The 20,100-nt window shown below is 60.4% G+C and carries 14 protein-coding genes and 1 tRNA gene; 3 read left to right on the top strand and 12 right to left on the bottom strand.

Translation table 11 applies throughout. From position 1 onward, the window contains the following. Window positions 1-120: 120 nt before the first annotated feature. The 7 genes from V5E97_RS02400 to V5E97_RS02370 form a co-directional block, all read right to left on the bottom strand. Window positions 121-1,113 carry a DUF1559 family PulG-like putative transporter gene (locus tag V5E97_RS02400; RefSeq protein ID WP_406697690.1) on the bottom strand — a complete coding sequence of 331 codons (993 nt, stop codon included), beginning with the start codon at window positions 1,111-1,113 and terminating at the stop codon, window positions 121-123. A gap of 481 nt (window positions 1,114-1,594) precedes the next feature. After that, a complete protein-coding gene (locus tag V5E97_RS02395) occupies window positions 1,595-3,283 on the bottom strand; it encodes an FAD-dependent oxidoreductase (RefSeq protein WP_406697689.1) in 1,689 nt (562 codons plus the stop codon). Between the two features lie 93 nt (window positions 3,284-3,376). Further along, a complete protein-coding gene (locus tag V5E97_RS02390; RefSeq protein WP_406697688.1) occupies window positions 3,377-4,711 on the bottom strand; it encodes a DegT/DnrJ/EryC1/StrS family aminotransferase in 1,335 nt (444 codons plus the stop codon). A gap of 124 nt (window positions 4,712-4,835) precedes the next feature. Beyond that, window positions 4,836-5,615 carry an amidohydrolase family protein gene (locus V5E97_RS02385; protein ID WP_406697687.1) on the bottom strand — a complete coding sequence of 260 codons (780 nt, stop codon included), beginning with the start codon at window positions 5,613-5,615 and terminating at the stop codon, window positions 4,836-4,838. Next, the gene (locus V5E97_RS02380) at window positions 5,612-6,520 is read right to left on the bottom strand and encodes an amidohydrolase family protein (RefSeq protein ID WP_406697686.1); all 909 of its coding nucleotides are present in this window, start codon (window positions 6,518-6,520) and stop codon (window positions 5,612-5,614) included. The genes V5E97_RS02385 and V5E97_RS02380 overlap by 4 nt, the downstream gene beginning before the upstream one ends. Before the next feature lie 40 nt (window positions 6,521-6,560). Then, a complete protein-coding gene (locus V5E97_RS02375) occupies window positions 6,561-7,631 on the bottom strand; it encodes a dihydrodipicolinate synthase family protein (RefSeq protein ID WP_406697685.1) in 1,071 nt (356 codons plus the stop codon). A 143-nt stretch (window positions 7,632-7,774) separates the two neighbouring features. Beyond that, a complete protein-coding gene (locus V5E97_RS02370; protein ID WP_406697684.1) occupies window positions 7,775-8,806 on the bottom strand; it encodes an NAD-dependent epimerase/dehydratase family protein in 1,032 nt (343 codons plus the stop codon). A gap of 1,139 nt (window positions 8,807-9,945) precedes the next feature. On the opposite strand from V5E97_RS02370, the gene V5E97_RS02365 reads away from it, so the two are divergent. Both V5E97_RS02365 and V5E97_RS02360 read left to right on the top strand, forming a co-directional pair. Next, the gene (locus V5E97_RS02365; RefSeq protein WP_406697683.1) at window positions 9,946-10,554 is read left to right on the top strand and encodes a PEP-CTERM sorting domain-containing protein; all 609 of its coding nucleotides are present in this window, start codon (window positions 9,946-9,948) and stop codon (window positions 10,552-10,554) included. Between the two features lie 462 nt (window positions 10,555-11,016). Continuing rightward, window positions 11,017-11,097, top strand: a tRNA-Leu gene (locus V5E97_RS02360). 338 nt (window positions 11,098-11,435) lie between these two features. Here V5E97_RS02360 and V5E97_RS02355 read toward each other — a convergent pair. The 4 genes from V5E97_RS02355 to V5E97_RS02340 all read right to left on the bottom strand — a co-directional run bounded on the left by V5E97_RS02355 (window position 11,436) and on the right by V5E97_RS02340 (window position 17,110). Continuing rightward, on the bottom strand, window positions 11,436-11,864 hold the full coding sequence (locus V5E97_RS02355; RefSeq protein ID WP_406697682.1) for a hypothetical protein: 429 nt from the start codon (window positions 11,862-11,864) through the stop codon (window positions 11,436-11,438). Between the two features lie 127 nt (window positions 11,865-11,991). Further along, window positions 11,992-13,203 carry a Kelch repeat-containing protein gene (locus V5E97_RS02350; RefSeq protein ID WP_406697681.1) on the bottom strand — a complete coding sequence of 404 codons (1,212 nt, stop codon included), beginning with the start codon at window positions 13,201-13,203 and terminating at the stop codon, window positions 11,992-11,994. 818 nt (window positions 13,204-14,021) lie between these two features. After that, on the bottom strand, window positions 14,022-15,683 hold the full coding sequence (locus V5E97_RS02345) for a peroxidase family protein (RefSeq protein ID WP_406697680.1): 1,662 nt from the start codon (window positions 15,681-15,683) through the stop codon (window positions 14,022-14,024). A gap of 53 nt (window positions 15,684-15,736) precedes the next feature. Beyond that, on the bottom strand, window positions 15,737-17,110 hold the full coding sequence (locus V5E97_RS02340) for a cytochrome P450 (RefSeq protein WP_406697679.1): 1,374 nt from the start codon (window positions 17,108-17,110) through the stop codon (window positions 15,737-15,739). A 171-nt stretch (window positions 17,111-17,281) separates the two neighbouring features. On the opposite strand from V5E97_RS02340, the gene V5E97_RS02335 reads away from it, so the two are divergent. Beyond that, window positions 17,282-18,946: a DUF5995 family protein gene (locus V5E97_RS02335; RefSeq protein WP_406697678.1), complete on the top strand. Its 1,665-nt coding sequence runs from the start codon at window positions 17,282-17,284 to the stop codon at window positions 18,944-18,946. 413 nt (window positions 18,947-19,359) lie between these two features. Here V5E97_RS02335 and V5E97_RS02330 read toward each other — a convergent pair whose 3' ends face one another. After that, a complete protein-coding gene (locus V5E97_RS02330) occupies window positions 19,360-20,019 on the bottom strand; it encodes a metallophosphoesterase family protein (protein WP_406697677.1) in 660 nt (219 codons plus the stop codon). Window positions 20,020-20,100 lie beyond the last annotated feature (81 nt).

The raw sequence follows: 20,100 nt of genomic DNA, 5'->3' as shown, positions 1-20,100 counted from the left end.
TCCATATGAAACAGAACGAGCCGCCGGGGGATGGCCCCGGCGGCTCGTCTGGTCTCGTTCTGATCGGGCGAAGATAAAAGGATGTGGCCGACAGGTCGTCCACTCGCAAACTTCACGACTTCAGAACGAGTCGCTGCTGATGATTTCGCCCCCGGCGCGGGTGCTCAGGGCTCTGAAGGTGACCGGGCTGATCGACTCCTTGATGAAGTGGACCGAGCCGTCGGCAAAGGCGAAGTTGACGCCGCCGGAGTGGTTGCTCCGGAAGGAGTAGCTGCTGTCCGGGGTGGTCACCGAGATATTTGCGGGGGTGTACTTCCAGTTGATCGGGATGCTGGTGACCGCGACCGCCTGGTTGCTGTCGGCCCAGCTCGTGAACGGGGCGATCAGGAACGAGCGGTCGAGAGGCATTGCGTCTCCGGCCAGAAGCGTATTGCTCGTGCCGTCGACCGCGGCAGCCATGCCGACCGCCATCGTCCCGCGCCAGAACATACCGCGAGCGGTCGGCTGGGTCGTGCCCGCGGCCGGATCGCCGAAGTTGTTGGCAAACCCGGCGGGGCTGGAGTAGAGCGTATTGTTGTCGCCCAGGTTGCCCTTGTAGTTCGTGATCGAGATCGCGCCGTTCAGCGGGGCGGCCAAGCCAACGTAGTCCCCCTTCTGGATCTGGGTCGCATCGCCGGCGTAGCTCGGGCAGATGAAGGTCGAGACCTTCGTGAAGAGCACCGTGGTGTTTCTGGGCGAGTTCCAGACGCTGTCGGTCGTCGAAGCCCAGGAAAAGTTGTAGGCGTTATAGAGGGGCATCTGCTCCATCTGGGGCAGGATCTGCATGAGCCAGCTCACGCGAGTGTCCGACGGCGAGCCCGGGCCGTAGCCGGCGGCCGGTGTCGGTGTGGTCGCGGGGGAGCCGATCTGGGTCGGGAAGACGTTGTTGACGTCGTGGTAGTTCATCGACGCCAGAGCCAACTGCTTGAGGTTGTTGACGCAATTCGAGCGGCGAGCTGCCTCGCGAGCCGCTTGTACCGCGGGCAGGAGCAAGGCGATCAAGACGGCGATGATCGCGATCACCACCAGCAATTCGATCAATGTGAAACCACGACGAGTCGCCGACGCGCGCATAAACACACCTTTCTGGCAACGACATAAAGCCGTGCCCAATCCCAACGTGAAGGTTGTTCGAGGGGAGGGGAAATCAGAGAATTGCGGTGGCGACACAGGGGAGAGGAGTCAGGACGATTCCAGGCCGATCGGCTGGTCAGACTCCAGTCGCCGTGAAAGTGCTTACAACGTCAAAAAGCCATTACTTGACGTCAAGAACAAATGGATTCAAACCACCATTCACGTCTGGGTTTGCTTACCCCAAATCGCGTCGGCGTTTGATCTTTTGTTCATTCCGCCTCACCTCTTAGTGGGCATGTCCGAATCATAGGCGCAAGATTGATAACATGCAAGTGTGGACGCCGAATATTTTCGGAGCGACCTCGGGGCGCGGCAGGGTGCTCAAAACCGAGTGCTGAAAGAAGGCTGCGCGCAATGAAAGGGTGGCGACCATTGCGGTCGCCACCCTTCGACGCTTGTCACGGTTGTCCTTGAAGGGGGGTCAGCGGGCGGTGACCCGAGGCCACTGCGTTTCGACCCCTTGCTGGGTGAGCATGGCCTGGAAGGCTTTGAGCCGGGCCGGGTTGTTACGGACGGCTCGCGGCTTGAGCTTTTGTTCCGTGCAGAAGGCGGCGAGCAGGCCGGCCGCTTCGCCGATGCCCCACTCGACCGGGTGGAGCCGATAGCAGCCGTTGGTGACGTGGGTGACCCCCAGGTTCTTGCAGGCGGCGATGAGGTTTTCGACCCGGCGGGGGATGAGCGCCCCGAGGGGAATCTGGAAGGGGAGGGAGCTGACGTCGATGTAGTTGTCGCCGCCGGTGCTGGGGTGCAGGTCGATCCGGTAGCTGCCCACCCCGACCGAGTCCGGGAACAGTTCGGCCGTCACGTCCTCGCGCCCGAGCGCCTTGCGCCTGGCCTCGAGCCCTACATGTTTCTCGAGGACGGTGAACTCCGCTCGGATCCGCCTCGACTCGCGAATGTACGGATATTTGGCCAGACCGTCGGTCGTGCCGACGATGTCGGGCCGCAGTCGCAGCCCTTTCCAGCCGGTTCCGCCATCGGGCCGGGGGGCCTCGGTCTGGAGCCAGTAGAGGAGCGAGAGACTGAGTTGTTTGCCTCGGGCCACATGTTTCTCGGCCTCTTCGGGCGTGACGCCGACCAGGTTGCCGAGCAGGTAGTCGTTCTGCGGCCAGTTGACCAACGTGATCCCACCGCGATAGGTGCCGGGCACGAAGTTGCCTGGGTCGGCGATCCGACGGTAGAGCCAGAACCCTTGGCCCGCGCCGGTGGGGGCGAACCCCAGGGATTTGGACTTCAAGGTTTTCGGATCACTCATTTCGAGCGAGAGCAGCTTGCCCGACCAGGGCGGGGTCAGGTTGGGCACATAGTCGCGCCAGAAGGCGTACTCGGCCGGGCGATCGATCGTGTGGTCCTGGCCCTCGAGGTATTCCATCGCGAAGCAGCAGGTGAACGACTGCTGATTTTCCGGCTGAGCCTGCTCCGGAGCCCGTTCGTCCCCGGTTTCGCTCTTGGCCTCGAACCCGGTCACGAACTCGACCCCCGCCAGCGGGAGCAGGTCGCCCAGTTCGGTCGCGTCGAGGACATAAGGGGCGATCAGCACCCGCTCGTCCCCTGTTCTGAGGTTGCGCACCGTCACCGCGCGAACGTGGTCCCCTTCGGTCTCGGCGCGGACCGGCACATGTTCCAGGAGCAGCGAGAGCTGGCCGCCGGACGCATACGGAGCCAGCAGGTCGGTCAGGACCGCCAGTGCGACTCTCGGCTCATGGCAGATCCGAGAGACGCTCCCATTCCCTGGGTTGAGGTAGCGAACGGCCCGGGCTTCGGCCGTGAGGGGGTAATGACGCCGGTAGTAGTCGCGAATCCCCCGCCGCAGTGCGAAATAAGAGGCGTTGCCGCCGAACTGCTCGATCCAGGGGTGCTCGTCAGGGGGAACCGCCTGCTGCGTGAGCTGGCCGCCGATCCAGTCGGTCGGCTCGGTCATGACGACCGTTCGCCCCCTTCGCAGGGCGGCCAGAGCGGCTGCGCAGCCGCCGAGCCCACCCCCCACAATCACGACGTCGGCGGCAATCTCCCTCGCTCCGGCCGCGTGGGCGATCGGAACCCCGGCCTTGGCCGCCATCAACCCGGCGAATCCCACTTTGCAGCCTTCGAGAAACTGACGACGACGCATGAATAGGAATCCCAAAGAAGATTGGTGCGTTCATTCCCGTGACGCCAACTGGATCATCCTACCGGAAAGGACGCTTTGCCGAACTTTGAGTGCTCATGTCTCGGCAAGTTGCTTGCGGTGCGCCCAGACTTTTTCAAACGCCTGGGCGTATTGCTCGACGAGTTCGGGGACCGCGGACGTCCAGTACGGGAGCCCCACCGCCGTCCGGTTGGCTTCGTCCGAGCCGGGCAGTTCGGGAATCACAGGCGCGTGGTGCCACCAGGCTGCGTCCTGGTAGAGAGGGAGCTTGTGCTGAAGGCGATAGCGATGGGCCGTGGCTTTGACCCCTTCGGCCTGGAGCGCCTTGACGAGGGCATTGCGGGAGAAGCCGGCCTTCGCCTCGTCGAGGAAGAGGATGTTCGAGGAGTAGTAGAGTCGCGACATGTCGGAGCGGATCGTCGGCTCGACCAGCCCGGGCAACTGGGTGATTCGCTCGTTGAGCTTGCGGACCTGGGCGACCCCCTCATCGTTCCTCGCCTTGAGCTTGCGAAGTTGAGCGCGAGCGAGGACCGCGGCCATCGGGTTCATCCGGTACTTCAGGCCGAGCCCTGATCCCTCGAACTTGCGGTAGGGGCTGTTCGCGGGGAAGCTCCCGGGAAGGTCGGAGTGGCCGAAGGTGGTGGCCCGCTCGTAGTCCTCGCGGTTCTGGTACATTCCCATCCCCCCTTCCATGGCGGGGATCGGCTTTGAGGCCTGGTAGCTGAAGATCGACATCCGGCCCCAGGTGCCCAGGGCCTTTCCTTTGAGCGAAGCGCCCGGGGAGTGGGCCACGTCTTCCAGGACCGTCAGGCCATGTTCGGTGGCGAAGTCTCCGATGTCGTCCATCGCGCAGGGCAAGCCCATCCAGTGGACGGGGAAGACGGCTTTGGTGTTCTTGGTCAGGCGGCGCTTGGCGTCGTCGACATCGAAGTTGAGTGTGCGCGGGTTGACGTCGACGAAGACAGGAACCAGGCCGAAGATCCGCATCGGCACGATCGAAGCGAAGAAGGTGTAGCTGGGCACCATGATCTCACTGCCGGGGGGCAGGTCGAGTGCGAAGAACATCGCCGCGATCGCGCTGGTGCCATTGCACTGGGCTTTGACGAACGGGGCCTGGAAATAGTCTTTCCATTCGGCCTCGAGGGCGGCAATCGGACCGTAGCCGGGGTTACGCAGGAGGTCGAGGACCGCCTGCTCCTCCTCCGCTCCGAAGATCGGCCAGCGCGAGGCTTCGGCCTGCTTGCGGCTCGGGATGGTGACGGCGGGCGTCCCTCCCTGAAGGGCCAGGCTCTCGGTCGCCCCCTGGGTCGTCGCCGACTGAGCCAGAAGGCCCGCCGCCAGGGCCCCGGCCGATTGGAGCACCGTCCGGCGAGTCGCCTCGGGTTGTTTCTTGCTGGGGTCGCGCCGCATGGGTTTGAGTCTCCATTCGCCTGAGAGACGATTCGCTTCTCGAGTCATTTGAAAATGGGATGCATCGCCGTGGAGCGGGCAAGCCCCACTCCTCGGCGATGTTTGATGACACCCCCTATTAGGATCACGACTCGCGCAGCCAGTTCGCCGCGTTCTTCCAGGCAACCAGGTCTTTGTCGTCCTTGCCGGCGTCGAGGATCTCGAGCTTGAGCAGGGCCGGGTCAGGGTAGTTGAACGGCATTCCCGTGCCGAAGACGACGCGGTCGGCACCCAGGTTGGCCATCAACTGGCCGATTTCGTTGGCCAGCACGGAGTCGAGCCGGGAGATCTCGATCAGGTAGTTCGCCGGCAAGCCCCCGTCCTTGCGGCCCAGGGGAGTGCTCGTATAGCCGATGCCATTGAGCAGCACGAACCGCGCCTTCGGGAACGCTTTTACCAGCGTGGTGACTTCTGCCAGCGGGATGTCGGGAACGTCGACCAGCCAGCTCCGATCGCGCGCGTCTTCGACACGTATTGGGATCGAAATCAACATCTCTCGCTCTGTCGCCGCATCGATGAGGTCGTGGCAGCTCTGGTCGGCCAACCGATAGTTGTGCCAACCGGGATAGAGCCGAACGCCTTTCATCCCCATCGTCTCGTGACACGCCTTGAGGTCGTCCCGCCAGCCGGCATAGAACGGGTTGATGACGGCGAAGGGGATCAGGCGGTCGCGATGGGACTCGACTTCCGCGGCGAGTTCTTCGTTCCCCGCTTGCGTGTTGCGGTAGGTGATGGCGCTTGCGCTCGAGACAACCGCCTTATCGATCTGCTTCTCGTCCATCCGTTTCAGGAGAGACGTTGCGCTGTTGTGCCGCAACCGGCGGAAGGCGAAGTGCCCCAGATACGCATTGAAGTCGATGATCATGATTTTCGCCCCTTGAGGATCGCCTCCATGTTTCCCCCCAGGATCTTCGCCTTGGTCGCCGGGTCCAGGTCTGCACCTCGAATCCGCCCCATGCCCGCGCTCATCGACATATCGCAGCCAAAGACGAGCCGGTCCGCGCCGAGGGTATTCACTGCAAATTCAATCACGCCATCATCAGTGACGCTGCCGCTGGTATCGAGGTAAACCGTCGGCGCGTGGCGGAGTGCCTTGATCGTCCACTCCCAGTCTCCGCCGCCGCAGGCGTGGGCGCAGATGAGCTTGGCCTCCGGGTAGCGCTTCGCGAGTTCGGCGAAGTGGCCGCCATCGGAGATCCGGGGCTGCTCCTTGAGGAAGTAGTGCAAGTGGCCGGCGTGGTGGAGGATGGGCACGTTCAGCTCAATCGCGAGCTCGACGATCGGGAAGACGACGGGGTCGGTGGCGAAGAAGTCGTTGTACATTTTGATGCCAACGAACCCCTCACCCACGCATCGTTTGATGTCTTCGAGGGCCTCGTCCTTGTGCCCTGGGTTCACGAAACAGTAGCCGAGCACCCGGTCGGGGAAGCGTTTCGTCGCGTCGAGGGTCCACCGGTTGCATTCCCGGAACCCCTCGGCCGACGCCGGCCGCTTCGGTGTGAGGAGCGAGCAGCAGAGCTGGTCGATTCCGAGTCGATCGGCCGCCTCGATCAAATCTCGGTCCTCTTTCTCCCAGGTCGGCCGGCTCCGGTGGGTCAGGTGACCGTGGCAGTCGATGACCTTCGGGCGAGGCCCCGGCTTGGCGTCGGGCTCGGGAGCCCCTCGCGCCACGCGCTGGGCCAGGTCGGTCCCGAGCAGGGTGGCCGCCGCGGTCGCTTGCTTCAGAAACTGTCGTCGCGAAGGAGGGGTCTCGGGGGCGGTCGGGGTCATTAGCGATTCCTCGAGTCGTCGATCGGCAAAACCGCTTGAATCAGCCGCTGAGCCAGCGGTCGAGGTTTTCCCGGACGAAAAGGTCGTCGGTCAGGTGGGGATAGGCGCGGCAGACGCGGTCGATCTCTTGAGCCTGCCCCGGCCCGAGCGTTTCGGCAGGGTCGAGGCACCAGAGCCCTTCGAGCAGCCCCTGGCGACGGAGCACCTCGTGGATCCCGGCGATGCAGCCGGCGAAACCGTTGGCGGCGTCAAAGACGGCCGCGTTGGCGTCGGTGACCTCGACATTGCGGCGGAGCAGCGCGGCCGGAACCGCTTCGCCCGAGGCGGTCAGCCGGTGGCACTCGTCGAGCAACTCCACGGCCCGACGGGTCCAGACGGCCCAGTGCCCGAGCAAGCCGCCGACGATTCGGCGGTCGTGGGTCTGTCCCTTCGTCTCAAACCGGAACGGGGTCAGCAGGTCGATCACGATGTTGTCGTCATTGCCCGTGTAGAGCACCAGATCGTCGCGCCCAGCCTCGACAACCGCCCGCACGACGTCGAGAGTCTGGTAGCGGTTGAAAGGCGCAATCTTGATCGCGACGACGTTCTCAATCTCGGCAAACCGCCGCCAGAACGAGAAGGGCAGGACGCGCCCCCCCACCGCCGGCTGGAGATAGAAGCCGACCAGCGGGATGACCTCGGCCACCGCCCGGACGTGGGCGATGAGCTCATCCTCGCTCGCTCCGCCCAGGGCTGCGAGACTCAGGAGGGCCGCATGGTAACCGCAATCACGCGCGAGCCTGGCCTCGGCCAGCGCTTGCTCGGTGCGGCCGCAGACCCCCGAGATGCGCACGAGTGGGGTTCCCCCTCGGCGGTCGGCCCGGTCCAACTCCTCGGCAACCAGGCCGAGCAACGGCTCAAAAAGCCCGATCGCCGGGTCGCGGATCGCGAACTGGGTGGTATGAACGCCGACGGCTAACCCCCCTGCCCCGGCCTCCGCGTAGTAACGCACCAGGGCCCGCTGCCGCCGCTCGTCGAGCCGACGCTCGGCCGTCAACGCCAGCGGGCACGCGGGAATCGCCAGTCCGCGCCGCAACGGGTCACCAATCCGAGCCTCAATGAGATTTGCCACGCCTCGACCTTCTCGATTTTCATCGCATCGCGGGAGAAGATTTGAATCTAAGGAAAGCAGAATTTGACACGAAAAAGCATGGGCATTAAATGGATTGTTGGTTGATTTGTGTGATTCGTGGTTGATTCAACTCAGTCTGATGGCTAGAAGGCTCCATCACGTGACTCAAAGTGCGTCGGCTTGCCCAGGCTCGTCCCCCCTCGCGAGACCCAGGCGGCAACTCGCTCGATCAAGGAGTCGGCCGTGACCCGAGGCGGCCCTAGCCGCTCGAGCCCCTGGCGAGCGTCGTTCAAGAGCGCTGAGTCCGACTCGGTCCCGATGAATCGGACCGGGCGGTTCATGAGTTCGCCCAGGCGCTCGGCCACCGCTCGGACCGACAACCGCTCCGGACCCGTCAGGTTGATCACGGTCGGTGGGGTGGCGGTGTGTTCGAGCGCACGCAATGTCAGGGCGTTGGCGTCCCCTTGCCAGATCGTGTTCAGGTAACCCATGCCCAGGTCGATCGGTTCCCCGGCCTGGACCTTCTGGGCCAGGTCGACGATGACGCCGTAGCGCAGCTCGCAGGCGTAGTTGAGCCGGATCAGCGCCATGGGAGTCTGCTGCGATCGGCTGAACGCCTCGAAGATGCGCTCCCTGGCGAGACAGCTCATCGCGTACTCCCCGACGGGCCGGGGCGGATCCTCTTCGCGTGAGCCTGCGCTGGAGGCGGGGACCATGCCGTAGATGTTCCCGCTGGAGAAGGCCACGATCCGGCTGTCGCGATACCGTTTGGCGACCAGGGCCGGCAGGTAGGCGTTCATCACCCAGGTGGTCGCCTCATCTCCGGTGGAGCCGAATTTCTTCCCCGCCAGGTAGATCACATGGGCTGCATCCGGCAGCCTGGCGAGTTCCGCTTCGTTCAGCAAGTCGCATGAAATGGTCTCGACGCCGTGCGCGGCGAGTTCTTCCTGGCTTCCGGGCGCTGAGAATCGCGATACGCCGATGACGCGTCTCGGCGTTCCACTGGCGTCGGACGCGCGGCGGGCCATGCGTGCCAGGGTGGGGCCCATCTTCCCGGCGACGCCGAGGAGAACGATATCGCCCGGCAGCCGGCTCAGGGTCTCGATGACTTCAGCCGTCGGTTCGCTGAGGAGTGTCTCGAGTTCTGCTTCCGTCTCGATCGCCGGGCTGTTCATCGTAACGCCACATCCTGAAGGTTTCGGTTTGGCCGACAACGGCCACCCTTTTTTGCCATGTTTTTCCAGCCGGGCTCCAGGTTACGTCACCCGAGCGGCCGGCTCAATCCATCTCCTTGCCGATGACGTCCAATGCGTTTCGCCGAATCCGTTTTTCCCTACATCAACGCGATCAGTCATGGCATCATTGTTGGCCTGGTGGTTCTTGTCTTAACTTATTCTGTAAAAAGGAGATATGGGTGGTGTTTCGTGCACGCCCCACGGGAGAAATCTGATCCTGGCCGCTGATTAATCGTAAATCGTTGATAAATTCATGACGGGTTCGGCGAATCTTTACTTTGCCCCGGAGTCACCGACCCCGGCGACAACGAGGTAAGCGACTCGAAGGAAAACCGCTGGAGGCGAGGCTTTACCGGCGGAATGAGCGAAATCCTTAGTCCTGCACGGGGAGTGGACGTTTCATGTGATGTTTGAGTCCCGCGAGGAGCCTCAGGTGGAGGAATCGTGGCATCTGGGTTATCGATGGTGTGGATCGTGTTGTCGGGACAGGGCGGGAAGAGCGTCGTGCCCTCCGCAGACGAGATTGGGTGGGCTCCTCCCCTTTGATTCAGTGAAGAACTCCTCCTCCAGAGACCGAAGTGTTGCGGAAACTCGACACGCGACCGTTGGGGTGGCTCGCTCTTTTTTTTGGCTTCAGGCCGAACCCAGGGACGTCGATTTCAGATTTTTTGAATTTTGATGACTCAATCTTCCGGCTTAATTCGCTCGCTCGGCGGTACGGAAGTGAGTCAAGAGCCGTGGTTCGAGGGGCTTTGGGAGGTCTGGGTTATCGTAATATGAACCTCAAGCGTCAGGCTTGGCGACGTTCCTTTCTTTTATGGCCGGAAGGAGGATTTCGCTGGTTTTCCCTGAAAAACAGAGAAGTGGACGGTGAAATCGATCGGGGGGCTGGCCATGGCGGACGTCGGCCGCCGGTTGTCACGGATCCGTGTGAAAATGCAATGATGGCAGGCTCACATTTTCACTTCGTTCTCAAGAAAGGCCGACTATACCCTTGCCGTGCGCACGATCTCGGGTATTTTAGTGGTCGCTGGACAAGATGGACCGACGTCAGATTCACATTCAAAAGGAGTTGGCTCATGAGCCTGAAGCGCTTCACTCACGTCTTCGCTTTCGCATTGGCTATCCCCTTGTTGCTCGCCAGCCACGCGAACGCGTCCTTCACGATCACCCCGTTGACGGTCATCGACCCGGGCGGGGCGACGCCGAACATGAACTTCGTGTTCAACTCGTTGGTGAACGCGCCGCTGCCGACCACGGGGGTTCTTGGCCAGTCGTACAACTTCTTGTCTGTGAACGTCTTCGCCGGGGCGGCGAACGTCACGAACCAGGTGGTTCCTTACGACATCGTCTATCGGGCTCAAGACAACACGACGCTCGAAACCGCGACGTTCCAGGTGAAGGGCAGCCTGACCCTGAACCTCGACTCGAGCGGCTCGGGTAGCCTGTACAACATCCCGGCCCCCGGCTTCCCGGTTTCGTCGTTTGCGCTGGGCAGCACGACTTTCTACATCAACCCGGTCCCGCCCAACTACACTTCCCCGACCTTGCTCAACGGCTCGGGCGGCACGGCCCAGCTTCAGATCAATCTGACCACCGTTCCCGAGCCGAGCAGCATCTTGCTGATGGGTTTGAGCGTCGGTGTCGGCGGTCTGATGTTCCGCCGCAACTTGAATAAGAAGGCCTGAGCCTCCCGCCAGCACTCTTCCTACGCGACCAACCTTGCTTCTCGTTCCCGCATGGACGCGTCCCGAGATGCGCGAAAACTTTCCGCTACCTGTCGCCCCCCGCAAACCACGCATTGATCCACTTCGTCGACCTTCCTGAGCGAGGAAGGTCGACGAAGCTTTTCACCCCACGGGATTCCCCCGCCACGTCAGTAACCACGCTTCCTCGCCGGACTTCGCCAATTCCCCAAGTTAGCCAGACCCGCGGTCCCTTCTCGACCATTCGCCAGGAAGATGTTACGAATCGGGTGCCTTTGTTCCGTGTGGGAGACATTCTCAGAATGGTAATCCGCATCATGGACCGCGTGCGGTCGAGTGATTAGAATGGGCGACGATCGCCCCCAGCACTGGAACGAAGAGCGTGGGAGATCGAAGCGACGAAGTGGGGCGGGCTGATTGGCCCACTCCTCGCTGATCGAGTTCGCGAGAGTGGTGGAATGGCAGACACGCAGGATTTAGGTTCCTGTGCCGCAAGGCGTGAGGGTTCAAGTCCCTCCTCTCGCATTTCAAGAAGAGCCAAGGACTTGCGGAACGAGTGAGGCAGAGCTTTGCCGAACCCGTTTCGCCCGACGTCAACGCGATCGGCCATGGCATCATCGTTGGCCCAACAATTCCCGTAGGGTGGGCACGGCCCACCATCTTAACCACCCTTGGGACAAGGGGATCGGGATGGTGGGCCGTGCCCACCCTACGGGAGAAATCGGATTCTGGCCGCTGATCAATCGCAAATCGTTGATCAGTTCATGACAGGTTAGGCGAAGCTTTACGGCCAGTCTTTCCTGAGCATGCCCCGCAGCTACTCAAAGCACGGAATGTACAGCGCCAGAGGCAGGCCGCCGCGCCTAGACGCGCGAGCGTACTTCGAACGCCACCGGCTGGCCGCCTCGCTTTCCACCGGCCCGATCCACCACCTCCAGCGTGATGGCCACCTTATCTCCCACCTTGCAGCCCGCCGCATATTTGGCCGTTATCGAAACCACGGGCGCACCCGGCCCGAACCAATCCAACTTCGTGTCCATCTGGTTGGCTCTCCAGAACTCCCTGATCTCCGTTTCGTTCTCCACGCGCACGCCAAGATCACTTCCATAGGCCTTAATGACTTTCCCATGAGCTACCATGCGGGCACCCGGCGCCACTGTCTTCGCCCCCGGCTTCTCTATCAGCCTGCCCGTACTACCCCCTTTGTCAGGTGACTTTTCCGGGGGATGGTCGAATTCTATCTCGAAGCCGAAGATGTTGATGCGACGAATTCTTCGGAACCACGCAAACATACAGCCTCCGAGCGCAGGGAACTGGTCGCACGGCATCAGACGCTATCGGGCACTCTGTTCTATGCATTGGCCCCGGCGGCGTAGACCAAACGAATCTGCATCAGTCGAGCTCAGGAATGGCAGTCGTTCAAGGTGTTTTCCTCTTCAAACGCCAGACGTCGGCCTGCATGTTGTTGCCGGCGACCATCCAGAGGCTTCCGTCGTGCACGAAAACGCTCGCCGCATGCCTTGGCGCCCAGGGGGTATTTGGGACCTCGGTCCATTGTGAACCGTCCTCCGAATACCAGACGTCCTTCCGGTTTCCCCCTTTCTCGTTGAAGCCTTCCAGCACCCAGAGGCGATCGTCGAAGACGGCCACATCGTGATATTGGCGAGGCGCCCAGGGAGCTGAAGCCGTGTGCTGCGTCCAGGAGATCCCATCCTCCGAACTCCAGACGTCGTTGTAGTAGAGCCGCTGCGGCCTGGCGGGCGTATCATACGTGCCTCCCCCGAGGACCCAGATCCGACCTCGGAAAACCGCACTTCCGCCGATCATTCCTCGCTGTGGCCAGAATGGTTCCTTCGGCTCGACCTTGTTCCAGTGGATGCCATCATCTGTGTTCCAGATATCGCGATAGAATTCCTCTTTCCACCAGGCAAATTGCGGCACGGTCTGCCCGCCGAGGATCCAGATCTTCCCGTTGTGGGCCACCGTGTGATGGAGTGCGCGAGGCCCCCATGGGACGGGCGTCTCCTTATTCACGAGGTTCCATCGTTTTCCGTCCTCGGAATTCCAGACGTCGTAATGATAGTGACCCTGATTGACGTCGCCTCCGATGATCCACATTTTGTCGTTCAGGACTACGTAACCCGCCGTGTGTCGGCCTTCCCAGTTCTCGTTCGGTTTGAAAAGACTGTGTCCTGAGATAAAGGTGTTTGGTTTGATGAGGGTCCACTCGATGCCGTCGCGCGAGCTATGGACCTCATTGATGCAATGTCGCGGGAAATTCACGAGGTCCTGGCTGTTCCAGCCGCCAAGCAGCCACATCCGCCCCCGAAAGGTCAGCGCCCCCGCCCCGTCGCGAGGGCGGAATTTCGCGTCCATGGTCATTGGGACCCATTCATACTCGACGCGATCAGGCTGACTCGTTTTGAGCGTATCCCGCCGGGGCTGAGGGCCTGGCTGCGATTCAAGGGCGAGGGCTAGCGCAGGAGTGTCAGCCACCGACGAGCGAGGCGTCGCGTCGACATGCGGCGCGTCCGATCGCTTCAAGTGGGATAATTCTGACTGCGCCCCTGCGCCGTGACCCCAGAGCAGCAACGGCAATGAAAGGAAGAGACCTCGATAAACCCCAGTCATGGCGTATCCCCTTGATGATTTTGTCGGTGACGGAGAATTTACTCGTACGGCCGGTCGATGTCGATTACGCCCGCCCGATTGAGTCACCCCAGGACGAACAGGTGCTGGCCGATGAGACCGACCCCGAGCGGCATGAGGCCGAACCATTGGCCGTTGAGCAGGTCTTTTGCCGGCATAGAGCAACGAATTGTTTGCGATCAGGGCAATGATCGCGAGGGGGGCTCAAACCAGGCACTCAAGAAGCATCAACGCCCGATTCGGCCATACTCGGGTGCTCTTTCTGGTGGGAGCATTCCACTTGAGCACGTTGTTGAAAACGAGCTATGGTGAAATTAGGATAAATTGATGCCGTTCAAGGGGCGGTATGGACATGGAAATGCAATCGACAGACTCCAAAGGCCGGCTCAGCCTTCCCAAGGCGTTTGCCAACGCTAAGGTGATTATTGAGCAGGTGAGTGAAACAGAGCTTCGCATCCGCAAGGCGGTAGTTATCCCCGAAGGACGAGGTCCGCTTCTACGAAGAGACGGCTTCGCCTCTGGGCGACCTCGACCGTGACCATACACTTTAATTGGGAAATCTGAGGAATTTAGCAAAACTGTGAACTTGTTCGCGAGTCATTGTAGCTTGCTTAAGTCTCCTGGTTTGCCCAATTTGGGTGTATGGCCGCCGACTGTATTCTGTCGGGACGCGGGCGCGATGAGCGAAAAGAGCCGAGTCGCGTTCAAGACTGCGGCCGAGACTGAGGCGGTGGGATACCGGAAGGCGGGGGATTGCCGGCATCACAACAGCTAGGCCGAAGCAATCGAGAACCAACTCCTTAAAAATTTGATGGAATTCTTCGCCAGTCGAGTCGTGTCAGAGATGCAGCATACATCGTCTTTGAAGGTGGGATATTTCGTTGAAGGACTTCCGAAAGGCTGCGAGTTGACTCGATAATACTCAAGCCCGTAGACGTGAACGTTTTCTCATTATAAACGTTCTCAGCCAAGAGCGGATTGGTAAGCGCCTGAGAGAATGCGTCGATGCCGACCAAGCGTCCGATTAATGCCGCGACAGCAGCATTGGGCCGGACATCTTCAGCAAAGAGGCCGACATAGAACTCGACTCTGTCCACATGACCGTAAAGTCGCTCCAAGGCTCGCTGCCGCTCGGGATCTCCAGTGATTTGGTCGAAGCGAGTGACGCGTGGGTAACTCACTCGCTCGCGGTAGTCATTGTAACTGGCCAATCCGACTAAGCGACCATGTTGAATGCTCGCTTTCTCGGTTTCCATCAAAGAAATGGGGGTATTAAACAAACCGATTTCGCCTGCGGGCTGACGGCTAGCGGCGTCGAAGAGGGGGCCAAGCCCAATGGACGTCACGATGGGATTGTTGAATAGCGTTTGCTCCATCGGCAACATCTGATCGCCAATTACGACCTTGTCCGGGATCAGTCCATGCCACCTGTACAACAAATTGAACTCAACGGTCATCCAATTGGTACGGTACCAACTCTCCTTTCCGCCAATTGGGGGATTAACCTGAAATTTGAAGTGGTATGGTGTAATGTGATTTATGTATTCTTCAATAACTAGCTTGATGAGTAGGACGATCGTTATATTGCGAGTGGTCTGGAAAAGTCGCTCGTCGTTCCAGTCGGGATGCTCATGGGAAAGGACTCCGCATATTCGATTGTGCTCCCGGAGGAACAGCGTGTTGAGCATGACGTAACCGATTTGAACGTTGGCTCTTTCTCCGCCGAAGGCAAAGAGTGTCGCCTTGCGGTCGGGGAACTGTTCAAGCCAGTCAGGCACTATGATCGGGAGTTCACCCCATTCCGCAATGAACTCGTCCGCAGGACGGCCGTCGCGATAATAATAGTGCGGATATTCCTCCCCGTTGATCTGCTGGCTCTTTAATCGGCCTCCCGTCTTCGCGCGAAGCAAAGGTGTAATCCGACGCGACAATCCGTATAGCGGGCTTAGATCGACGTCATGATTCGAAGTGTTTTTTAAGGGGTCCACGCGGTCCGTTCGGAGAAATCCATCAGTGAACCACTGGGCGAAATAGGAAAACAGCAATGAAGACTTCGGCGAAAGAGTTGTTTCGCCGCGACGCTGAAACAGAGCTTGAACTTCCTCAATTGGGGGAAGGGGACCGCCGGGCAACTCAGCCGATGGTAAGTGTCGGTCCGAATAGCTTCGGTCCGTCAATGAGTCCCAAGAAGTGAAGTCTGACATTGTGCTGAAGGGATACGGACGGGTCTTGGTCTTGTAAATTGCCCGATTGATCAACCAACGGTTTGTTCGTCGCCGCAGCGGAGGCACTGCCTGTATCAGCGCCCAGATTGGCCCAAAATGGGTCAGTACATAGGATTCGATGCGGTTTATTAGTCCGTCCCGATCCTTGCTCCTCCGGGCCGCAGGATTGAGTGGGTGTGAGATCAGTGGCACTTGAATGCTTTTCGCGGTGTTAGAACTGGCCTTCGTGGATGCCATTTAGGAGTTCCTGTAAATGGGTGGTATGAATCCCGGTCTGTACGCTCAAAGCATCAGCCGAAGGCAATGACAAACCGCTCGGGAAATGGCCCATTTTGATAGTCGATCTTTCCCTCGTCTCCAGGAAGAAGATGTACTTGGGGCCGCAGCAGCACTCGTTTGACCACCTCGGGCACCATGACACCTCCGAGCAGATTGCCCAGGCAAAGGTGGTGCCCATAGCCGAAGTGGAGATTCAAATCACGAGGTCGCTGGGCATTGAATTCCTCCGGGTTAGGGTATGCAGTCTCATCAAACATCGCTGATGAAGTGCAAGCAAATACGACGGTCCCTGCTGGAATCACTGCGGCGTGGTCTGTGCTCGATGCGATCTCAGTCGGCCTTTCACAGATTCGGAACAGCAGTGGGTTAATCGGGTTGAACCGAAGGGCCTCCCACACGATCGCATCGAATTGAGTGTCGTCTCCAGACCGAGCCGCCACCAATGCTGGTTCGAGAACTTCAGGTCGTCGTAGTATCTGCTCGCAGATTTGCACGATTGCCTGCGAGGTCGTTTCACCGGCCCCAATTAGCAAGCCAGCCATGTTGGCAATAATCCTCGTATCATCGAAGGGAATCTCCAGCGCGAACTCAGTCCTGATCAATCTCTCAAAGATGTCCCCCGTTTGGCTTGGGCCTTCCGTGCAATCTGTTGCCGAGGTTCCGTGAGCCCCCTTGCGATCGTCCCGTTCTCGCCTTTTCTTGAGGAGTTCGGAGAGATAGGTCCGCATCTCCTCTCCCGCCCGAACAGACGCTTCATGCACGACGGGCTCGTTGGCTAAATTTTTGAACATGTCCGATTGCGTCGCCCTGGACCATCGGTACATCGTCTCCAAATTTGGCCCGGGGAAACCAAAATAGTCGCCGCAGATTCGGATAGGCACCAGTCGCCCGAGTTCCCTGACTACTTCGATTCGACCTTCTCGAGCGTGCCTATCGAGTGACTCGTCTGCTATCTTGCCTGCCAACTGGCGAACTAGCGGTAAGTCGGCTGGAACGAGCATCGTTCGCATTATGGATTTCTCGACCCAGTTGGTCGAGGTCTCGTCGCGGGCGAGCATGAACGGGCCGTCTACGACGGGATCCATCTTTGGAGCGTAGAGCCGAACCGAGAATACTTCGGGCCGCGAGAGCACTTCTACAACATCACGGTAGCGCGTAACAAGTGTGAACGCCGGAGTCGGGAATACGGGCCGCAATTCGCGCAACTCCTTGAAGAAGGGCCGCCATTCCGTTCGAATCCAGCGACTGACAATCGCCACTTTCTCGGCAGGCTTGTCTAAGGGGATTGAATCGTATTGTTGAATGTATGGCAAAATAATATCTCCCGTTCGCGTCTCTATGATTTTAAGGCACCAATAGAGATCATACATCTTATCGGTGATCACCCCGCTCCGCCACTGCCCAATGTGGGGTTTTCCGAACTGCATTCTTCAAGGGCTTACGGAGCCTTGGCCGGTCGGCTCGTCGCCGCAAGCTGTCTCTGGCGGCGCCTCGCTTTAACTGGTACTCTGCCAAGAACGTCGATTCATGACATTTTGAACAGGAATATGCCGAGCATGTCTATTGCCAACGATCTTCCTATCGGGCCGCCCTACACGACGATCCCGGAGGTCATCGACGGGCTCACGGAACTGGAGTCTGTCTTTATTCTCCGGCGCGACCGACGCGGCGTGTTCGTCTCGGCCTACATCCTCATCACTCGAGAGCTTCAACGGCGGATAGGGTCGGGTCTGTTTAACGATAACGAATGGGTAGAGCGTTACGTTCTTTCGTTCGCCAACCTCTATCGCCAGGCCCTTGAGGCCTACGGGCGGGGCGACCGTTTCAGCGTCCCGGATGCGTGGAAGATGGCGTTCGACACGTCTGTTTCGGGCGTGGGGCTCGTGATCCAGGATCTGATGCTCGGAATCAACGCCCACATCAACCGGGACCTTCCGAACTCCCTGAGGGAGGTTGGCGTCGCCCCGAATCGTGAATCGAAGTACCAGGATCACAGGGCGGTCAATGACGCGCTTCACGTGGCGACGGGAGTCGTGCAGGATCGAATCGCTGCCCTTTACGCGAGCGGGCTTGGCATCCTCGACCGCTTGCTCGGGAACCTGGACGAGCACTTTACGGGGTTCTCGTTTGAGGCGGCCCGCGAGAACGCGTGGAGTATGGGCGTGGCCCTGGCCACAGGGGATTCAGAGGCGTCGAGAGCTCAACTCGAGGAATCCATCGAGCGAAGTTCAAAGCTGACCGCCAGAATGATCCTCTCGCCGAATACCCCGGTCCCATGGCTTATCGACGCCCTGAGAGCGATCGAGCAGATGAAGCCTTGGTGGGAAGAAACCTCGACGATGGCTCTAGCCAGAACCGATTTGCGGGTGACCGAGCTGACGCTCGACGAGTTGCGGTTCACTGAGCGGACAGCAATGATCCAGATAGCCGGAGCCCCGGTCAGGGGGCTCGCAACCGATCCGCCTGCAAGCCTCGACGAGGTGATCGCAAGGCTGGGAGAGATCATCGACCGGTTCGACAGGGAGCGTAGTCGCCTCTCCATCTACCCGACAGTCTACCAGCGGATCACCATCAAGGTGAAAGAGATGGTCGAAGCGGGCGGCTTCCAGGACCCCGAATGGATGACCCGGCTGGACCTCCTGTTCGCCGATCGGTTTTTCAAATGCCTCGACAACTACCTTGCCGGGCGGACCACCGAAATCCCGCGCTGCTGGGCTTTCGCCTTCGAGGCGGTCAGAACGGGCCGCACGATGGTCGTGCAGGACATCGCCCTCCAGATCATCCCGCGGGTCGTGTTCGACCTTCCGATCACCCTGCGTGAGGCGGGCCTCGACCGCGATCTCGACAAGCGGTTCCACGACTACGAGACGACCTATGAGCTGTTCACGACCGAACTGGACGACATCCAGGACATGATCGCAAGGAAGTACAGCCGACTCGTTACCTTCGAGGACATCCTGGCAGGTCGGCTCGATGAGATGATTTCGGACGTGCTCTACACGAGGGCCCGCAAAGAAGCCTGGGAGGACGGGTTGGCTCTCCTCGCCGAGCCGTCAGAGGAACGCAGGAAACGGATGATCAGGGCGCTCGATCGCAAGGCGATCAACTCCGAGAACGAGGCGCTATTCACCGGCTTCCCTCCCATGGCCTGGATGTGCAGGACGGTGCGTAGGTTGGAGGATCTTTTTCCCGGGTCTTGGTCGGAAGTGATTGGCGATTGAACTTCCAGCGTGATTCAAGGTCTCATTACGGTGCTCGGGGTAGTCATTGATCTTTCGTCTTTCTGAAACCGGAGCTATTGGGTCCACCGAACTGCCGATCCGGGGAGATGATGTGCGAGGGGAGGCGTTCGCGGCCTGGATGCAGGCCGAGACGGGGTGCCTGGTTGCCGACCGGCGAGACGCCCGCATCCTAGCGGTGGGGACGCCCGCAAGGATCGTGAGGAATCTTCCCCGTTCCCGAGGCAGAACGTGGCGCGTTCGCTCGGGGAGCTTGGACGCAGCGTCGGCTCCCCGGTTATTCGGTCGTTGTCCTGCCGGGTTGGTTCAGAGACACATTGCCGATTGACCGGTTTTGAAGTCATGCCGGGTCGATTTGGCGGGGCGGTTCGGCTCGCTCGGCGAGTTCGGAACTCTCAAGCCTGGCGTAACTTCCCTCGCCGGTTTGCTTGCCAGATCTTCCCAGTGCCAACTTCCAGTGCGGTCAGCCACCCGCCGCCATGGCAGCAAGTGTCGATGCAGATCAAGTGGCCCAGGTCGAGGATCTCGCCGGTTTTTTGTGAGGTGTGGCCGACGATGACCAACTTGCCTGACGCATGGGGGCCGGGGGTCGTGTTTCGTAGCGACTCCCAGCGCAGCATGGCGACGGACTGCTCGGCCATCGGGAGGTCAGGGGCATAATTGGCGTGGATGAAAATATGACTGGCAGTCTCGTGATAGTCCAGGCAACGCTCCAGGAACGCAAAATGCTCGTCGGGGATGAGGGCGATGTGTCGGCCGGGGCCGTATGAGTCGAGCGTGGTGATCCCGCCCATGCCCAGCCAGGTCGTTGGGTGGAGGCCCGTGCGGGCCTCCAGGAGCTTCTGGTCATGGTTGCCCAGTAGAGGGATCAGGCGGCAACGATGGCCCAGGTCGATGAGCCGGGCGAGTACGCCTTGGCTATCCGGACCCCGGTTGATGTAGTCACCCAAGGTCACGACGGTGTCCCCATCGCCGGGCCGGATGGCGTTGATCAGGGCGTCGAAGGCCGCCGAGCAACCGTGGATGTCGCCGACGGCGATGGTGCGGTCAGGCATGCGGGGCGTCGTCCTCAGGAGCACTCGGACGCATCTGTGTATTTGAGGTCATGATATCCGATTGATGGTCGGTGGGAGGGG

Source organism: Singulisphaera photorubra (assembly GCF_045290345.1).
GTDB lineage: Bacteria > Planctomycetota > Planctomycetia > Isosphaerales > Isosphaeraceae > Singulisphaera.
This window is presented reverse-complemented; position numbering and strand designations above follow the sequence as displayed.